An 18,864-nucleotide genomic window follows, 5' to 3' on the forward strand; every position below is an offset into this window, starting at 1 on the left:
TAAGATAACGAATGCATTCAAGAAATTAAAAGTTATAATATAAATTATGAATGTAAACAAATCCAAAAAAGAAATTGCACAAGCAAGAATTGCAGAATTAACAAGTTACTTAAATGAATTAAATAATGCTTATTATAATTTAGATAATCCAATGGTAGAAGATTATGTTTATGATCAACTATTACGTGAATTAGAGGAATTAGAAATAAAATATCCAGATTTTATTTTGCCTGAATCACCAACTAAGAAAATCGGTGGAGTCCCAAACATTAATTTCACAAAATACACGCACCAAAAACCCATGCTTTCATTAGCAAAAGCATATTCTTTTGAAGAAATTAATAAATTTATTGATGACATTAAAAATGAATTACCATATAAAAACATTAGTTTTAATTTAGAGCCTAAAATTGATGGTCTTTCAATTTCTTTAATGTATCAAAATGGACAGTTAATAAGAGCAGTAACCCGTGGTGATGGAAAAGTTGGAGAAGACGTTACAAAAAATGCTATTTTGATAAGATCAATCCCAAAAGTCATTCCTTATTTAAATGATATTGAAATACGAGGAGAAGTTTATGTAACGAAGGACAAGCTCATTGAAACGAATGCAATGCTCGAACAAGAATATGAAGAAAAAGTTGATGAGTACTATAATGTAAAATTACCTAAGTACGAAAAAGCCTTAGCTGAAGGAAAAAAAGCAAGCAAACCAATTGAACCTAGTGTACAGCAGTTTGCTAACACACGAAATATGGCTGCCGGAACTTTAAGACAAAAGAATTCTCAATTATTAATTCAAAGAGATTTACAAGTTTTAATGTACGATATTGTAAACCCATTGGAACACAATATTTTTCATCAAGATAAAATTTTAAAATTTATCAAAGAATTAGGCTTGCCAACTCATGAATATGGATATGTAGAAAAAGAAGCATCAGAAATAATCAAACGAATAAATGAGTTTGAGGCTTTAAAAGATAAGTTCAAATATGACTGTGATGGATTTGTTATTAAATTAAATGAATTAGAATACTGGGATTCTTTAGGCAAAACTGCTAAGTTTCCTCGTTATGCAATTGCATATAAATATAAAACCGAAGAAGCTTACCCTATAGTTGCTAAAATTGATACCACCGTAGGTCGCACTGGTAAAATTACATATGTTGCAGAATTCGAGACTGCTGTAGAGTTAAATCAAACTATGGTGAAGAAAGCAACTTTACATAACTACGACTTTATTTATAACTTGAAATTAAATATAGGTGACCAAGTTGTAGTAATTAAATCTGGTGAAATTATTCCAAAAATAATTGATATGAAACAAAAAAACACAAAAAATATTTTCCCTAAAGCACTATATTGTCCAGCTTGCGGTAGCGAACTAGTTGAAATGCCAGGGATTGTTGATCAATTTTGCGAAAATGATGATTGCGAATCTAAAAAGATTAAAAAGTTAATTCATTTTGTGTCGAGAAAAGCTTTAAACATTATGACACTAGGTGATAAAATTGTTGAACTTTTTTATGATAATCATTTTATTACTGATTTTGTTTCGATTTTTCACTTATCTAATTTTAGAGAGACAATCATTCAAGGCGATTTTAACATCAAAGAAAAGAAAATTGATAATATTTTAGAGTCAATTGAGGCTTCTAGAAAAATAGAACTTTATAAAGTTATTTTTGCACTCGGGATCAAAAATGTTGGATTAGAAGTGGCAAAATTAATAGCTAATGAAGTCAAGTCATTAACTGAATTATGTGATTTTAATTTAGACTTATTAATGCAAATTAATACTATTGGTTCTGAAATAGTGGAATCCATAAAAAAATATTTATCAGATAATGAACATATCACTCAAATGAAAACTTTAGATAAAGAATTAAATTATATTATTTCACAAAAAGAAACAACTGGATTATTAAATGGATTGAGTTTTGTGGTTACGGGCAAAATGGCTGTAAGCAGAGATGAAATGTGAGAAATAATTGAACATAATTCGGGAATAGTTCATAAATCAATTTCAGGGAGAACTAATTATTTAGTTTGTGGTGAAAATGTTGGTGAAGTTAAAATTGAAAAAGCCAAAAAGCTAGGAACTAAGATAATTTCTGAAGCTGAATTCTTTGAATTAATTGATAAATTAGCACTAAAATAATAATTATTTTATACTTCCGGATATGGGAGTATTTTTTAATATAATAGTTATATGAAAAAATATATATTAAAAATGATTTTAGGAAGCAGTGCCATTTTGGGAATTGCTCCTATAGCTAGTGCATGTAATCAACCTTCTGCTATAGAAAAAGATAAAGAAGAAAAATACCAACAAGCAGTTGCTGATATAAATACAGTATCAAAAATGCTTTCTGTTAGCATCAAAACTGATGTTAATATAAAAGTAACATTTCCTTCAGAAATCACATTTAACAATTTAGATATTAATGGTGTAAATACTAATAATTATCAAATTTTACAATCCGGAAAATTCAAGGGAGTTTCTTTAGGGTTGGCAGCAAATAACGATATGGGAAAACTTACAATCACAGTTGCTATTTTGAGTAAGAAATATAGTGATTTAGGTATTTTAGCTATGCGCGAGCTTAGTGGTTTCAGAAAGACTGGAGATGTTATCTTACCTCCTACACCTGAACCAGTCCCTACCCCACAACCTGAGCCAAAACCTCAGCCAGAACCTGTAAAACCAGAGCCAGTAGAACCAAAGCCTCAGCCAGAACCTGTAAAACCAGAGCCTCAGCCAGAACCTGGTCCTGTGCCACCTGTTATGCCTCCTTTTGTAATACCACCATTTAACCCTAATGCAGGCATTATTCAAGCCAATAGCTATCCTGATTATGTTTCAAAATATAAAGCTGTGAACGCAGAAACAATATATAAAGAAATTTGAGATAGAACTTTTTCAATACGACCAGCTTCTTTAGTAACAACTAGTCAAGGGAAGAAATTAGTTGAATCACAAGGTACTGGTTGAGTGCTTGATTATCATAAGGTGGATGAAAATAAATATAAATTATTTATAGCCACAAACTTACACGTTATAGGAAATTATAGCAATACAAATGCAAGTAATATAGATAAAGAGCTCAATTATAATGATCCTACCGGAAATCAACCTGGGGGATTTGCAATTGGTAAAAGCAGTATGCCTACATCTTTTGCATCAATTGGAAATAACACATGAAATCAACATATTGCTCAAATTGGTGGATACGTTAAGTATTATGCAAATAATCAAACATTGACGACACCAGATTATAGTTCATTAAGCAATACGCAATATTCATCATCGTTAAGCAATCCTAAAGTGCTATTTGCGGCTGTTGATTATATGGATGATGCAACATACAACCAATATGCCGATCAAATTAATCAAAAATGAGATGCTTATAAAAAAGAAAAGCAATCGCAAATGCAAAAAATGAGTATGGATGAAGATACTCGTAAGTTATATGAAAACTTTATTAATCAAAATCCATCTAAAATACCATTTTATACAGACTTTGGAATTTTGGAAATGGATGTAGATTTATCTAAAGCAGATTCAATTTTAGCAGATTGAATTAAGCAAGCTGTCGCAGCTGTGGATTCCTATGTAGCAAGAATGAAAGCTAATATTCCTTATCCTAATTATGATGCTAACACAGCAACATATTTACCAACATTAGATTATTTATCTAAAGGTAGAGATTTATCACAAAGCAATCCTGTTTATAATTTCGGATTGAGCAATGCTAAAAATGTTTATATAGCAGGTTACCCAAAGAATAATACAAACTTATCATATTGAATGCAAAATAACCCATTAGAAAGAGATAGTGATCAAGTATTACTACAATACAACCGTAGAACTGGGGTTGCGAATGGAATTGCAAATAATAAATTATTTGATTATGCAACCAATGATGCAGAGTCACCAATTGAAACAGGTAATATACAAATATATTCAGAATTATGAAATAGACCTTATGCAAGTTTTTACGGATTTAATTACAATATTAAGTTTTCATCATTATACTATGGAGCTAGTGGTTCAATAGTATATAATGATTTTGGTGAAATTATTGGAATTTACAATGGTGTAGATGCTAGTGTGCAATTCGGAGACAACATTTCATTTGGTACTTTTGCTCCATTGCTACAAACTGCAGATATTCCAGTTGCAAATAATAAATTTATTTATGGATATAACTTAATTGACAATACTGGTTATACACACCAAACACGTTCATATCGTAGCAACCTTAAATTATTCTACCCAAATGGTTTTGATGAAAAAGGAAACAAAGCAACAGCTTTATTCCCTGAAGGATTTTAATGTTAACAAAAAATAGCCACTGCTGGCTATTTTTTTATGGGCAAATTGATTAATTGTTGTTTCTTTTGATTTCTTTAAGACGAGCTGATTTACCTTTACGATCTCTCATGTAGTATAATCTTTGTCTACGAACCTTATTTGAACGAACTACTTCAATGTGAGCAATTAAAGGTGAGTGAACAGGGAAAGTTCTTTCAACTCCAACTCCGTATGAGTCTTTTCTAACTGTGAAAACTTCTCTTGTACCTGATTCTTTTTTGCTAATTACTAAACCTTCGAATACTTGGATACGTTCTTTTTCACCTTCACGAATACGAACGTGAACTCTAACGTTATCACCTGTTTTGAATTGTGGTAAGTCTGAACGTAATTGTGACTTTTCAACTAACTCTAATAATTTATTTCTCATGTTTTATCCTTTCAATAATGTCAGGGCGATTCTTAAGCGTTTTAGCTCATTGGGCCTGAACTTTTCATTCTTCAATTTTCTTATGATCTCCACTGAATAATACTTCAGGAACTTTCATCCCTTTATACTCACGTGGGCGAGTATATTGTGGATAGTCTAATAATCCAATACCTTGAAATGAATCATAAATATGTGACTCTTCTTTTATGACCCCTGGTAGCAATCTAATAATACTATCAGCCATTACCATTGAAGGTAATTCTCCACCAGTTAAGACATAATCTCCGATTGATAATTCTAAATCCACAAGCTCAACAACACGTTCATCAAACCCTTCATATCTACCTGAGATAAAAGTAATTTGATCATATTGTGTAAGCTCTTGAGCCATTTCTTGAGTAAATGTCTTTCCCTGTGGTGATACAAGAATCTTATATCCACCACGATTTGGTAATGAATCTAATGCTAAGTCAATTGGTTCTACTTGTAAAAGTAAACCATGTCCACCTCCATAGATTTCATCATCTACTTTACGGTGTTTATCTTGACTAAAGTCTCTAAAATCAACTACAGAAAAATCTACTAATTCTTTTTCTTTAGCTCTTTTAACTATACTTTCATTTATAAAAGGTTCAAAGTAATTTGGAAATAATGTAAGAAAATTAATTTTCATTATTTTTTAAGTTCTAAAGTTAAATTGTGAGCTCTAAATAAGTTAGCTACTGTAACAGTTGGTTTAGCACCTTGTTTAATTCATTTTGAAGTTAATTCTTTATCTAAAACAAATTCCTTTGTTTTAGGGTTGTAGTGTCCTAAAGCTTCGATAAATTTACCATCACGTGGAGCTCTTGCATCAGCTGCAACAACTTTGTAAACTGGTCTAAATTTATCACCCATTCTTTTTAATCTAATTTTAACCATTTGTCCTCCTTAAGTGTCAAGCAATAGTGCTTGACAGTAAATAAATATGAATATATTATAATAGAAACTCTAGGAATTGAAAATCTTTTTTAGGTTTTTTTATTTCGCTATCATAATTTTTAAAAAAGTTGGCTGTGAGCCCGTTTTTGTCTATTAAATCAAAAAAATGCACATCTTAATTGAGCAGAATGTCCCTATATTATAGTAATATATGTAATATATCATAGCAAAAGAAACATTTTCACAAAAAACACTCCTAAATTCAAGTAAAATGTAAAAATATATTAGAATTAGATTAAGAAAATAATTTTTAGGAGAAAAATATGAAGAAAATTAAAACATTCTTACTTTCATTGGCTGGATTGTCTATTATTGCTATGCCAGTAGTAGCATCACAGTGCAACGGAGAAATGACTAAAAAAACAGATGGAAATAAAACAGGAGACGTAACAACACCAGGAACTCAAGCAGGTGGAAGTGCATCGGGAACAGGAAATCAAAATGGGGGATCAACAACACCAACTCCTGGAGCACAACCAGGAGCACAACCAGGAGCACAACCAGGAGCACAGCCAGGTGCACAGCCAGAACCAGGTGCACAACCAGCTGTAGATGCTGAATTAGCTGAAACAGGGTTAAAAGATGGTAATAATTTATTTGAAATAATTCCTAATAGTGTGTCTCAAGATGTAATTACAAAATTAGAAAGTGCTAAGACAATTTCATTTGACTGAAGAAGCAAAAATATAGCACTAAGAAGAAAAGGTGTAGCATTTTTAAAAACAAAAGATTCATTTAATGCTGCTAATTTTCAACTTGCCAATGTGAATAAGCCAACTTTTACAAGTAAAGATAAAGAATTCCCAAATGGCGATGTAGCTTGCACATTTGATAAAACAACAAATACACTTACTATAAATTATAAAATTGCTATTCCCCTAGCAGACAAACAATTTAAATATACTGATAAAACATATACAAGTGTAATTAAACTTACAGTTTCTGAAGGTGTTGCAAATAGTGATCAAACTGGTCACAACAACGCTGTTCCAACTGGCACACTTGTTAATAATTTAGCAACAGTAACTGTGCCAACAGCTCAAAGTAAATATACATACAGATACGATGATACAAATAATTACTATGCAGCAGCAGATGGGAAAAGTGGATTAGAATTATTAAATGCATTGTTAGATATACAGGCAAAACATTTAAATGGCATAAAATCAGGGCAACCAGGCTACGATTATTTAAAAACCATTTATGATAAATCAGATGCATTTAAAGACAAATATTATGAAAAAGATAACAGTATTTTAGACATTTATTCTGAAAAACCTAATGGACAAGATCCTTATTATTACACATCATATAATGCTTATGCAAAAAATTCTGCAGCATCAGAAGGTGAAGGAATGAATCGTGAACATGTTATCCCACAATCATGATTTAATAAAGAATCTCCTATGCGTAATGATGCACAACATGTTTTTCCAACTGATATTAAAGTTAATGGCGAAAGAGCAAATTACCCACACGATAACGTAGTTAGTGTTTCTAATACTTTCCGTCAAGGAAGCAAATTTGGAACAAACAGCATAGGGCAAAGTGCTATGGAACCACTTGATGAGTTCAAAGGCGATATAGCACGTGCATATCTTTACTTTGTAGTAACATATTCTAGAAAGAATATATCTGCAAAAAATTCTATTTTCTCAGATAACACTGTTATTAAATTATTGCCTCATTACTTAAATACATACCTAAATTGAGATATGAAAGATGCAGTTGATCCATGAGATGTAACGAGAAACAATGAAATAGCCAAAATGGAACAAATGCGTAATCCATTTATTGATTATCCAGACCTAGCAGATAGTTTATTTGGTCAAAGCCCTAAACCATTTGTTAATAAAGGTGTCTTAGTTGAAGCTACACTAAAAAGCGAAAAGTAGGATATAAAAATTAGCCTGATAATAGGCTAATTTTTATATTATTTTAGTTACTGTATATCATGAAGGTAAATATTGTGGATAAGCCATATTAGTAATTAAGAAAGCTAATATTCCTAGTAAAAATAAAGATACAAACAAATCAAGTCAAGTTGGTTTAATTTTTCTATACTTTGTACGTTTAGCATATGGATCATAACCACGGGTTTCCATTGAGTTAGATAAGTCTTCAGCACGGGCGAAACTAGAAACAAATAAAGGAATAATTAATGTTGAAAAAGCATTAATTTTTTCTTTTAAATTTCCATGTTTAAAATCAACACCACGAGATGATTGAGCTTTCATAATTCTACTTGCTTCATCAATTAAAGTAGGGATGAAACGCAAAGCAATAGAAATAATCATTGCTATAACATGAGTAGGAATGAAAAGTAATTTTAAAGGTCATAAAATATCTTCAATAGATTTAGTTAATAAAATTGGGCGAGTGGTATTTGTTAATAATGCTGTAATTAAAATCATAATATAGATTCTAAAAAATAAAGATAATGTCCGGTTAATTGAATCTAATGAAACACCATATTGAATAGGCATTTTGGCAGTTATGAAGCTGTAAGTATTTGTAACAGTATCAAACTGCGGAATTAACATATCTTCTTCTCTTCCGCTGCCAGAACTAAAAGCTCAAAAAGTATTATTTGGATTGTACATATTAAACAGTCAGTTTTTGCTATCTTGATTTGTTGCTGAATCATAAATTGATTGTAAATCTTTATAGACTGTTTGATTTGTAATAGTATACATATTGACAAAAAAGATAATAAATGAGATGAAAAATGGTAATCACATTAGTTTAAACAATGGACGTACACGTTTATTAGTAGTAATATAAACTACTAATAAAGGAATTAGTAAGATAATCATGTCAATAAAATATTGAACCATAAATACCATAACTATATAAAGAATAACAGTTAAAAGTTTAATTCTAGGATCAAGGTTGTATAAGAAGCCTTTTCCGGGAATATAACGACCAAAAACACTTTTCATTATTTCCCTCCTAGATATGAATTGAGATAAGAAATTAAATCATCTTCAGATAGTATTTTAGGCACAGGAATTCCTTTGGCTCTCAATTTGTTCGCAAAAGCTAATAAATGTGGGGGTTGCAGATTGTTTTCTTTAAGAAACTCAACATCATTAAGTATTTCATAAGGGTCACCATCACGTGCAATTTGGCCTTGTTTAAATAGAATAATTCTTTTAGCATATTTTAAAATATTATCAAGATCATGAGTAACATTAATAATAGTTTTGCCAGTATTGTTTAATCCTTGCAATATTTCAAGTATTTCATTAACGCCAACTGGATCTAAACCAGCAGTAGGTTCATCAACTACTAAAAAATCTGGTTCCATTGCTAAAATTCCCGCAATAGCTACACGACGTTTTTGGCCACCACTAAGTTCAAAAGGACTTCTTTGTAAGTATTCAGGACCAAGTCCGACTAGCTCTAAACATTGAGCTGCTAATTGATAAGCTTTTTCCTTAGCGACACCGAAGGCCATAGGACCGAAAGCAATATCTTCTTGGATAGTAGCTTTAAATAATTGATATTCAGCAAACTGAAAGACAATACCAACATGTTTACGTAATTGTTTAGGATCTTTACCAAAAACATTACTTTTAGAATTTTTAGTAAAAATTATGTTGTCTTGGATATATTTTAGTCGATGAATTTCTTTACCAAGCTCACTTTCATAAATGTAGTTAAGTTTAAAAAGTTTAGTTTCTGTTGCAAGCGCATGTGTGAATTGGATTTTATTTTCATAACTATTTGACTTTTGTTTAATGAAATCAGCTCTAAAAGTATTAACAGCAAGCGCCACTTCTTTATTAAGTTGTTTTCTTAGTTGTTTTACTCTTGTGTTATTAACTTTCAAAGTTTTCTTAATTTCCTTAGCACGCAATTTATATTCAGCTTTATATTGAGATGAATTAGAAGAATATTTAGCCAATAACTCTTTCTCTAGTTTTGCTAACATATACTTTTTGTTAATGACAACATCATCATAAAAATCTCATTCAATTTTTCCACTACTTGGGCTGAGTAACTGGTTTAAATGTTCAATAAAAGTAGTCTTTCCTGAACCTGTTGAGCCAATTATTCCAATATATTCGCCATCATTAATTTGGCATGAAATGTTTTTTAAAGCAGTAAATTCTCAAGGAGACTTAGGACTAAATGTGTGCGATAAATCTGTAATTTTTATTTGCATAATTGTTCTATTAGCTCCTTTTCATTGTATGTTGGTTCAATACCATTAAGCTTCTCACTAATGCGATAAACAAATGGCGACTCAATTTTAGCTATCTCAATGATTTCTTTATTTTTTAAGATTTCTTTAGGTGAGCCAGCTGCCACTAATTCACCTCCAGCAAAAACTAAACATTTATCAGCTAAAATAGCTTCGTCCATGTCATGAGTTATAGATATCAAAGTTTTAACTTTGCTTTCTTGGATTTCTTTAATAATTTCAAGAACGCTACTTTTCCCCTTAGGATCAAGCATAGAAGTAACTTCATCAAAAATAACCACATCTGGATTAAGTGCTAAAACTGATGCAATGGCAACTCTTTGCTTTTGACCACCAGATAAATTTTCAGGTTCTCTTTCAAGGTAATCTAACATATCAACTTTAGAAGCATATTTAGTGATCAATGGTTTCATTTCATCATGTGGGATGCAACGATTTTCAAGGCCAAAAGCAATATCATCTTCAACTGATGAACCAACAAACTGGTTATCAGGGTTTTGAAAAATAATTCCGATTTTTTTACGAATTTGAGATAAGTTTTCCTTGTTATACTCAATTCCATCAATACTTAAAGAACCTGATTGAGGTTTCAATAAGGCAACTAAAACTTTAGATAAGGTACTTTTTCCTGAACCATTATGTCCTAATATGGCTACATATTGCCCTTTTTCGATAGTGAAAGAGACATTTTTAAGGGCTGGTTTAATATCGTCTTCGCGATATCTAAATGTAATATTTTCTGCTTTAATCATTATGTTTAAATTTTAATAGAAAATATTATTTTTAATAATATTTTATTTAGTAAAAAAAACGAATTAGATTTAAAAAAATCCCTTAATGAGATTTTTTGCTTAAAATACTTGCGACTGGTTTATATTTGATTCTATGCAATGGAGTAACTCCATAAGTTTCTAAAGCTTGTAAGTGCCTTTTAGTTCCGTATCCTTTGTTATTTTCAAAATCATATTGTGGATAAATTTTACTATATTGCAGCATCATACGATCACGAGTAACTTTAGCTAAAATACTAGCTGCTGCTACCGAAAGTGAAATATTATCGCCTTTTATAAGATTTATTTGTGGCAAGTTAGTACTAATTTGTTCAAAGTCTGTGATAACTAAATCCGGCTCAAAAGGTAGTTTAGCTAAAGCTAACTGCATCCCAATGCGAGATTGAGCTTTTGGATTGGAATTATTAATATCATTTAATGAACGAATTTCAATGCTATAAGCAAGAGCTGAAGCTATAATTTCATCATATAATTCTTCCCTTACTTTTTCACTTAGCAATTTAGAGTCTTTGATTCTACTATTACTATAATTAGCAGGAAAAACAACGCAAGCAACAACTAATTCGCCTGCTAAGCAGCCGCGCCCAACTTCATCCAGCCCTGCTATTAAAGGGTATTTAGTTCAATAATCTTTTTCAAAATCTAACATATATCAAATTATAGTCTATAATTAAATTATTGGAGGTTAAATGGGATCAATTGTTAAAGCACATTGCCCTGAATGTAATTATACTTATACTTATGTATTTGGTTTGGTGCAAGATTTAATGCCATATCAAATGTTTATAAATTTATTTGCAAAAAAACAAAAAGATTTATTTAATAAAGATATTTTTAAAACTGTGATGTATGAAGAATTGGAAACAGACATAGCATTTATGCTCAAGGAAAAAAATGAACAAGAGCAGATATTAGAGGAAAATTTCAAAAATATAAATAATTTCTTTTCTGAAGAAGAAAAGCAGCTAATGAAAAGCAATATTGTTTTAGGCGGAGAAGTTGAATCTTATCCAGTTTTTAGAATTGATATTGAACCTAAAAACAGAGAATTGTATAATGTGCCATTGGTTAAATTGCAATTTATGAATAATGAATTATATCAACGTAAGTATAATCAATACGTTTATTATGTTCAATTTGCACCTGATCATTCAGTCTTGACATGTCCAAAACACCAAACATTATGTGCTGAATTTGAATCAGAAAGAGAAGGATAAAAAGCTGATAAGCAGCTTTTTTAATGTAAATATAAGATTGTTTTCACACAAAGATGGTAGAATAAAATAAGAGGTAAAATGAAAAAGAAATTTAAAAAACAACTTGAACAAACAAAGATATATTTAATTATTGTTATTGTCACATGAATTCTATCTATAATTTTTGGAGTTTCTTCATACACTATTAGTACCCTTATTGCTACGAAAGCAACAAGTGCAAATGTAGATGTAAATGTTGTTGCAGCAGGCTTATTAATTGCTCAGGCTATATTATCAGTTATTTCAGTTGTAATTACAATAATTGGAATTGTATTTGGAATAAAGCTAGCTATATTAAGTAACGAAGTAAGAAAACTATTTACTAAAATGGTTTATGAAACAAGCTTAAAACATCAAATTGAACAAGCGAACTTAGTCAAATTATTAGCTTACTCTAGAACAATTGAACGTTTATTTATCTTTAATTTACTTGGAATTTTATCAGGGCCTATTCTTTTAATTATTAATCTATTTTTTACAAGAAATGCTTTAATGAGCTCAAAAAATGTACTGGACTTAATTGATGATGAGCCAAAACAAAAAGAAAGCAGTACAACAGAAACAGTTTCAAATCAAGCCTAACTGTAGGATTTTTGAAACAAAAAATGCAAGCTAAAATACTTGCATTTATTTTTTACCTTCTTGTAGCAATTGTAAGTATGCTGCTTGCGCGATCATTGCTCCATTATCTGTAGCATATTTAAGAGATGGGATAATTGTGTTTGGGTGCAGAGTAATAAATTCTGAGCGTAGTAATTTATTAGCTGATACTCCGCCTCCAAGTACTAATGTTGCTACTGGATATTGTTCTAAAGCAAGCTTAGTTTTTTCAATCAAATAATCTACTGCTGTGCGTTGAAATGATACAGCATATTTAATGGGATCGATTTCTTCATTTTTCATTTTAGCTTTATTGACTCTGTTAAGGACTTGAGTTTTTAAGCCTGAAAATGAAAAGTCTAAAGAATTTTCGGTATGTGGTTTAGTAAATGGAATAAAATCCCCTATATAAGATTGGCTAAGTTTATCAATTAAAGGGCCACCTGGAAAACCTAGGCCTAAACGTGAAGACACTTTATCAAAAGCTTCTCCAACTGCATCATCCAAAGTTTCGCCTACAATCTCTGTTTCGGTTGGGGATTTTGCATAAATTAATTGAGTATGACCTCCAGAAACAAGTAAACATAAAGCTGGGAATTTAATTTCTTCAGTAAGTGTCGAAGATAAAAAATGGCCAATTAAATGATTGATTGGAATTAATGGTTTCTTAATGCTTTGAGCAAAAGCACTAGCAAATAAATATCCAACTTGTAATGTTCCAATTAATCCAGGCTCTTTGGTATAAGCTACATAATCAATTGAATTTGGATCATATTTTTCTTGTAGCATTAATTGAATTAATGCTATGTTTTTTACATGCTCACGCGATGATACTTCTGGGATTGTTCCTCCAAATTCCTTAAAAATATCTATTTGTGAAATGGTTCACATATCTAAGACTTTTCCATCTTCTAAAATAGCAAGAGATGTGTCATCATGTGAGGTTTCAATACCTAAAATACGCATTATTTTTGCCCTCCTATTTGAGGTTGCTTAATATATAAAGGTTCTATAGTCATAGTGTCTTGAAATATAAAGATTTTACGATAAGCTTCAAAATCATTAATCATTCTAACGAAATTAATTTTAGTAAGCTCTTGCCCATTATTTTCTACTACGGTAATTTTATCGTGGTAATCTTTTGAATCTACTACATAGTTATATTGATATAATTTGTTTCCTTGTGCATCACTTCATAAGAAATTACTATGTGGATGTTGAAAATGTAAAATATCCATACTTGTAGTAACATACATAGCAATATTATTTAATAAAGCTAGTGTACGGAAAAATACTAATGAACTTCTAATTCCTGTAAAGAAACCAGGGCCAATATTAGTATATAAACCATCAAGCTGCTGAATTGATAAGTTGTTTCGTTCAAGTAAAATGGCAAATTGATCAGTAATCAGCTGAACTTTCTTTTTATAACCTTCTAGTAGAATAAAATCAAGAACTTTAAATTCTTGATTGAATAAAACTAAAACAAAATCTTCACTTGAGGTATCTAAATAAACATTCATTATTTAACCTCCATAATTTCAAATACGTGATGTAACTCACGATCAATATATGCATTAATTTCTACAAAGCTACTAAACTGATATTTTTTTAAGTTAGCCCATTCAATGGCAACTATATTATCATCAAAGTAATCTTCAAATTCCTCAATATCACCTCGATAATTATAAAGATCCATGTGAATTAAACCTGAATAATCCTTCATATATGAAAAACTAGGAGAGGTGATATTTTGTTTAATTCCTAATTTTTTTGCTAGTAATTTTACAAATGTAGTTTTACCAGCACCTAAATCACCATTTAATAAAATAATTTTTTTCTCTTTAAACAATTCTAAATTTGCATCTATAAATTTATCTAAGTCTTGTAATGAGGTACAAATAATCTTTTGTTGCATTATAAAACTGCGATTTCTTGATCTGTAAGCTTACGCCCTAATTTAATAATAACGATAGCTTCCGGTCCAGTGTGAATTGAGATGCAGTTTGGTAGTGAAGAAGAAAAAATACGATTATTTTGATAGTTATCTTTGACATATTGCACTACTTGATTATGCTCAGCACAGTCATTTTGTAAAATAAGTAAATCTGAATCAGAACCTTGTAGTTTTTCATCGATTTTATTTAAAATAGTTTTAGAAAATATTCTTCCTTTACCTTCTTTTTCAAGTTTTCCATGATAAAAACTAATAATAGGAACTATTTTTAAAAGTTTTGCGACTGTAGCAGCTGATGGTGAAAGTCTCCCACCTTTAACTAAATAATCATTATATTTCGGCACTAATGAAACAAGCATTTCTTCTTTTCATTGAGCAGCCAATTCTAATGCTTCGTCAACATCCATATTTTCTTTTTCAACCAAGTTTAAAAATTCATACACTTGAAAAGTTAATAAGATTGCTATGTATTCAGAGTCAAAAACTCTAAGTTTAGGATATAAAGATTCTAATCCTTTCAAATTTTGATATTGTGATGATAAATGTTTTGAAATAGGAAAGACAACCACATAGTCATGTGTTGCAGAAAGCTGCTCAACTAAATCTTCAACAAAACCAATAGGTGTACAAGCTGTTTTGTATGTTTTTGTTCCAAGTGAAAAGAAACGAAATAGTTCGTTGCTTTTCAAATTGTCTCCATCATTATAAATTTTGTCATCTAACTCTATTTTTAGTGGTAAAAAATGTCAACCAAGTTTCTCGACTTGTTCTTTTGTTAAACCACATGAAGAGTCAACTACTATAGCTATTTTTTTCATAATTGTATTATATTATAAATTACTGTAAAGAAGGTATAATATCTCTATGATATTATTTAATAATTTAGATAAAGTATTTAAGAATACATCAGTACTTTTTGTTGATTCAAGAATTAAGAAAGTACAACAAATCAAACATGAAGATTTAGTTTTTTTTGTAGATGAACATAACAAGGTAGCAAGTATTAATGTTTTAAATAATACTAAATATTACATCCCTGAAGATGTTAAATTTGGCTATCTACCACAAGCTGGAGAAGATTTAATTTTTGCAATGGCTAAGGAATTAAATCTTGAAATTTCACACGACCAAAAATTTATTTATGGTTTAATCCAAGAAAGAAAAGCACATCCTAAAAGTGAACGTTTATTTGTGCTTAAGGTCCAAATAAGACCAGAAAAAAGTATTCAACTTGTAACTAACACATTGGATTCACAAGAGGGCAAAATAGTTGTTTTAGCATTACCAGGAAGCACTACTTTTGCCGGGACAGATGTACTTAGTGGCGAAATGTTAAACATTGCAAGTGAGGGCATGTTAACTGGATATAAAACATTGGGATTAGAGGGTGATGGATTAATTTTTGGTGAAATTAGCCAGATTGGAAAGGATTTTAAACTATCATAATGACTATAATTGAAGACTTAAATACTCGTGGAATATTAAAGCACATTTCTAACGAGGAAAAATTTAAAAACTTGCCGCAAGATGCTGCTGTATACTGTGGATTCGATCCAACCGCAACCAGCTTGCATCTAGGCAACTATATACAAATTGCAAATTTATTAAGATTCAAACAACATGGTTTTAAAGTTTTTGCAGTTTTAGGTGGCGCTACTGGAATGATTGGGGATCCATCATTCAAAGATGCTGAAAGACAACTACTTGATGATGCAACAATACAACTAAATAAATCTAGAATCAGAAGTCAATTAGAAAAATATGGATTAGAAGTAATTGATAATTATGACTTCTACAAAGATATGAATATTTTAGTATTTTTAAGAGATGTAGGTAAGCTAGTTAATGTTTCTTATATGCTTGCAAAAGACTCTGTAGCGACTCGAATCGAAAAAGGGCTAAGCTTTACAGAATTTTCATACCAATTAATTCAAGGTTGAGACTTTCTAACTTTATATAAATCTAAGAATGTTAGAGTTCAATTTGGTGGTTCAGATCAATGAGGAAATATCACTACAGGGCTTGATATGATTTCGTCAGTATTTGGAAATGACCATCAAGCTGTAGCGATTACAGCTAATTTATTAACAGATGCTAATGGAAACAAATTTGGTAAATCAACTGGTGGTGGTTCATTATGGTTAGACCCAGAAAAAACTAAACCATATGTTATGTATCAATTTCTTTTAAATCAACCTGATAGTGAAATTGAAAAGTTACTCAAATGATTGACTTTCCTAAAAGTGGACCAAATCGAATTAATTTTAGATAAACACCATAAAAATCCAGCTGAGCACATTGCACAAAAAGCACTAGCTTTCAATGTTATTAAACAAGTTCATAATATTGAAGAAGCTGAAAAAGCAGCACTAGCATCTGAAATTTTATTTAATAAAAAACTAGATTTAAATACTATACCTTTAGAAGGAATTACTGAGCTTGATGATGTGCTTAATGTTATTGCATTAGAAAAAGGAAGCAATTTAGTTGAGCAATTAATTGCACAAGGAATTATTAAATCAAAAAGAGAAGCAAGAGAATTTCTTGCAAATAAAGCAATTAAATTAAACTTAACTCCAATTGAAGAAAGTACTTTAGTTGAATCAAATATTTGAAATAGTCAATATGCTTTATTACATGTTGGTAAAAAACAAATTTATTTAATAAAAATTAATTAATGGGCTTTGTCCATTTTTTTATAAAAAAAGATAGCTAAGCTATCTATTTTCTAAATAAGTCATTTTTCTTTTTGTAATCATATTCCGCAACAACTTCTTTTAAACGCTTAATGCAATGAGAATCATCAAAAGGTTTAACTTCCTGCGCATTATCTCATAAGATAGTTAAATAATAAACTAAAATCTTTTGTTGAATTAAATATTCTTCTCAATAAGTATCATATTTATCTAGGAAATATTGTTCTTGTTCAGGTGTCAAGAATGAACCACAAATGAAATAAGCTAAATCAAAATGTTTATCACCCATTGAACAATATTCTCAATCGACAAAGTATATTTTTCCTTGTTTAGAAAGCAAAATATTGTTTAAATATAAATCATTGTGCAAAGGACGATTAGCTTCAGAATTTTTTAAAATCAAATTAATTCTTTTGTAGTAGTCATTTATAACATCAATTTTAATATTGCGTTCATTAAGAATTTTACGGTATTCTTTTACCCGAGCAGCTACATTAGTTTTAGGAAACTTTAAATTAGAGTCGTGTAAGGTTTTAAAATTGTGAGCAATTTGACTTAAAGTATCATTATTAAATACTAATGGTTGAGTGTCGATTCATTCTCATTCAAGTTCGCTATCTGTATTTTTGATTAATTTTGGCACAAAGTCCAGTTTTCCTAAAATGCTGTAATCTAGTTTATGATTAAATTTGTTAAAAACTTTAGTTTGTAGCATAGTGTTATGGTCAGTTTTATAAGAAATATTTGTATGTCCAATTTCGATTAATTCTTTTTTCATATATATCTCCATTTATAATTTTCTTTAGTTATAATAAAGTATATCAATATTTACTTTAAAAAAATGAAGGTTATATGCAAAAAAATGAGATCAATTATTTAGTTTTCGATATTGGAAATACCAAAATTAAGTTTTATTATATTAGTAGTGCAATGCAAACTCTTTTTTCACTTAATTGACTATGTGAAAGTGACGAAAGTATAGAGCTAGCAAATATTTTAGCCCTATGCATGCCAAATTATAATGACCAAGTTATTATTGCAAGCACAAACCAAAATTTAAGTTTTCAAGAGAGATTATATTCTGAATTGAAAACAATTGGTTTTCGTAAAATGGCTATTTTAAATAATTCAATTGACACTAATTTATTACTTGATAAAAATATTCAAAAAGATCAGTTAGGGATTGACATTTTAGCTTGTTTACAATATTGTGCCAACAATGGAATTTGAAATTCTTATGTTTTTATGTTTGGAACTGCATTGGTTGCTTTAGAGATAACTAATGGTGTGTTGCAAGGAGCTTCAATTGCTCCAGGAGCTTATACTTCTTACATTCATTTACAAGAAAAAGTTTCGCAATTACTCACTCCATATGCAAGTAGTGCACAATTAGGCCAAAATACCCAAGATGCCTTAAATTCAGGCTTATACAATTTATTAAATGGTTTTATTTTGTCCCATTGTCAAGAGAAAAAAGACCACGAAGTCTTAGTTATCGGTGGGGATGGAGTTTATTTAAAAGAACATTATAATTACAAACCTGATTTAATTGCACAAGGCTACATTTACTTATTTTTAAAAACAAAATAATATCTTAATTACCTATAGGTATGCTTTTTAATTCA

At 30.0% G+C, this 18,864-nt stretch carries 20 protein-coding genes; 8 read left to right on the top strand and 12 right to left on the bottom strand.

Translation table 4 applies throughout. The features are described from left to right. The first annotated feature begins 46 nt into the window (after positions 1-46). Together ligA and ACNQ12_RS02095 are read left to right on the top strand one after the other, a co-directional pair. Positions 47-2,161 carry an NAD-dependent DNA ligase LigA gene (ligA, locus tag ACNQ12_RS02090; RefSeq protein WP_418037081.1) on the top strand — a complete coding sequence of 705 codons (2,115 nt, stop codon included), beginning with the start codon at positions 47-49 and terminating at the stop codon, positions 2,159-2,161. 51 nt (positions 2,162-2,212) lie between these two features. Then, a complete protein-coding gene (locus ACNQ12_RS02095; protein ID WP_418042134.1) occupies positions 2,213-4,339 on the top strand; it encodes an MIP family Ig-specific serine endopeptidase in 2,127 nt (708 codons plus the stop codon). Positions 4,340-4,388: 49 nt separating this feature from the next. Here ACNQ12_RS02095 and rplS read toward each other — a convergent pair whose 3' ends face one another. From rplS to rpsP, 3 genes are read right to left on the bottom strand one after another with little or no spacing between them, the layout of a single operon-like run. Then, positions 4,389-4,748, bottom strand: coding sequence for a 50S ribosomal protein L19 (gene rplS, locus ACNQ12_RS02100; RefSeq protein WP_418037078.1), 360 nt, complete (start codon positions 4,746-4,748; stop codon positions 4,389-4,391). Continuing rightward, positions 4,738-5,421, bottom strand: a complete 684-nt coding sequence (trmD, locus tag ACNQ12_RS02105) for a tRNA (guanosine(37)-N1)-methyltransferase TrmD (protein ID WP_416754617.1) — start codon at positions 5,419-5,421, stop codon at positions 4,738-4,740. Before trmD ends, rplS begins: the two co-directional genes overlap by 11 nt. Next, complete coding sequence (gene rpsP / locus ACNQ12_RS02110; protein ID WP_416738577.1) at positions 5,421-5,669, bottom strand: 30S ribosomal protein S16; 249 nt, start codon at positions 5,667-5,669, stop codon at positions 5,421-5,423. The genes trmD and rpsP overlap by 1 nt, the downstream gene beginning before the upstream one ends. 323 nt (positions 5,670-5,992) lie before the next feature. Between rpsP and ACNQ12_RS02115 the strand changes: the two genes are divergently transcribed. Beyond that, entirely contained in the window at positions 5,993-7,624 is a 1,632-nt protein-coding gene (locus ACNQ12_RS02115) for an endonuclease (protein ID WP_418037077.1), read from the top strand. A gap of 33 nt (positions 7,625-7,657) precedes the next feature. Here ACNQ12_RS02115 and ACNQ12_RS02120 read toward each other — a convergent pair whose 3' ends face one another. The 4 genes from ACNQ12_RS02120 to ACNQ12_RS02135 all read right to left on the bottom strand — a co-directional run bounded on the left by ACNQ12_RS02120 (position 7,658) and on the right by ACNQ12_RS02135 (position 11,379). Beyond that, the gene (locus ACNQ12_RS02120; RefSeq protein WP_418019237.1) at positions 7,658-8,671 is read right to left on the bottom strand and encodes an energy-coupling factor transporter transmembrane component T family protein; all 1,014 of its coding nucleotides are present in this window, start codon (positions 8,669-8,671) and stop codon (positions 7,658-7,660) included. Beyond that, entirely contained in the window at positions 8,671-9,900 is a 1,230-nt protein-coding gene (locus ACNQ12_RS02125) for an ATP-binding cassette domain-containing protein (protein ID WP_418019236.1), read from the bottom strand. The genes ACNQ12_RS02120 and ACNQ12_RS02125 overlap by 1 nt, the downstream gene beginning before the upstream one ends. Beyond that, on the bottom strand, positions 9,891-10,691 hold the full coding sequence (locus ACNQ12_RS02130) for an energy-coupling factor transporter ATPase (protein ID WP_418019235.1): 801 nt from the start codon (positions 10,689-10,691) through the stop codon (positions 9,891-9,893). Before ACNQ12_RS02130 ends, ACNQ12_RS02125 begins: the two co-directional genes overlap by 10 nt. Before the next feature lie 82 nt (positions 10,692-10,773). Further along, positions 10,774-11,379, bottom strand: coding sequence for a ribonuclease HII (locus ACNQ12_RS02135; protein WP_416754625.1), 606 nt, complete (start codon positions 11,377-11,379; stop codon positions 10,774-10,776). 40 nt (positions 11,380-11,419) lie between these two features. On the opposite strand from ACNQ12_RS02135, the gene ACNQ12_RS02140 reads away from it, so the two are divergent. Together ACNQ12_RS02140 and ACNQ12_RS02145 are read left to right on the top strand one after the other, a co-directional pair. Beyond that, positions 11,420-11,947: a hypothetical protein gene (locus tag ACNQ12_RS02140; RefSeq protein ID WP_416754626.1), complete on the top strand. Its 528-nt coding sequence runs from the start codon at positions 11,420-11,422 to the stop codon at positions 11,945-11,947. 78 nt (positions 11,948-12,025) lie between these two features. Further along, on the top strand, positions 12,026-12,568 hold the full coding sequence (locus ACNQ12_RS02145) for a hypothetical protein (protein WP_416754627.1): 543 nt from the start codon (positions 12,026-12,028) through the stop codon (positions 12,566-12,568). 45 nt (positions 12,569-12,613) lie between these two features. Here the strand turns inward: ACNQ12_RS02145 and tsaD are convergent, their stop codons facing one another. The 4 genes from tsaD to ACNQ12_RS02165 are packed head-to-tail and all read right to left on the bottom strand — an operon-like array spanning position 12,614 to position 15,361. Next, positions 12,614-13,552 carry a tRNA (adenosine(37)-N6)-threonylcarbamoyltransferase complex transferase subunit TsaD gene (tsaD, locus tag ACNQ12_RS02150; RefSeq protein WP_418019233.1) on the bottom strand — a complete coding sequence of 313 codons (939 nt, stop codon included), beginning with the start codon at positions 13,550-13,552 and terminating at the stop codon, positions 12,614-12,616. Then, complete coding sequence (gene tsaB / locus ACNQ12_RS02155; RefSeq protein WP_418019232.1) at positions 13,552-14,109, bottom strand: tRNA (adenosine(37)-N6)-threonylcarbamoyltransferase complex dimerization subunit type 1 TsaB; 558 nt, start codon at positions 14,107-14,109, stop codon at positions 13,552-13,554. The genes tsaD and tsaB overlap by 1 nt, the downstream gene beginning before the upstream one ends. Then, the gene (tsaE, locus tag ACNQ12_RS02160; protein ID WP_416754632.1) at positions 14,109-14,504 is read right to left on the bottom strand and encodes a tRNA (adenosine(37)-N6)-threonylcarbamoyltransferase complex ATPase subunit type 1 TsaE; all 396 of its coding nucleotides are present in this window, start codon (positions 14,502-14,504) and stop codon (positions 14,109-14,111) included. The genes tsaB and tsaE overlap by 1 nt, the downstream gene beginning before the upstream one ends. Further along, positions 14,504-15,361: a DegV family protein gene (locus tag ACNQ12_RS02165; protein ID WP_418037074.1), complete on the bottom strand. Its 858-nt coding sequence runs from the start codon at positions 15,359-15,361 to the stop codon at positions 14,504-14,506. Before ACNQ12_RS02165 ends, tsaE begins: the two co-directional genes overlap by 1 nt. 46 nt (positions 15,362-15,407) lie before the next feature. Between ACNQ12_RS02165 and tapR the strand changes: the two genes are divergently transcribed. After that, the gene (tapR, locus tag ACNQ12_RS02170) at positions 15,408-15,989 is read left to right on the top strand and encodes a TyrS-associated PheT N-terminal domain-related protein TapR (protein WP_416754635.1); all 582 of its coding nucleotides are present in this window, start codon (positions 15,408-15,410) and stop codon (positions 15,987-15,989) included. After that, a complete protein-coding gene (gene tyrS, locus ACNQ12_RS02175; RefSeq protein WP_416754636.1) occupies positions 15,989-17,221 on the top strand; it encodes a tyrosine--tRNA ligase in 1,233 nt (410 codons plus the stop codon). The genes tapR and tyrS overlap by 1 nt, the downstream gene beginning before the upstream one ends. 43 nt (positions 17,222-17,264) lie before the next feature. On the opposite strand, the gene ACNQ12_RS02180 is transcribed toward tyrS, so the two are convergent. Next, entirely contained in the window at positions 17,265-18,017 is a 753-nt protein-coding gene (locus ACNQ12_RS02180) for a phosphotransferase family protein (RefSeq protein WP_418037072.1), read from the bottom strand. A gap of 74 nt (positions 18,018-18,091) precedes the next feature. On the opposite strand from ACNQ12_RS02180, the gene ACNQ12_RS02185 reads away from it, so the two are divergent. Continuing rightward, complete coding sequence (locus ACNQ12_RS02185) at positions 18,092-18,829, top strand: type III pantothenate kinase (RefSeq protein ID WP_418037070.1); 738 nt, start codon at positions 18,092-18,094, stop codon at positions 18,827-18,829. Positions 18,830-18,864: the final 35 nt, after the last annotated feature.

Origin of the sequence: Mycoplasma paraquilae, from assembly GCF_048284415.1 — a bacterium.
Lineage (GTDB): Bacteria > Bacillota_I > Bacilli_A > Mycoplasmatales > Metamycoplasmataceae > Mycoplasmopsis.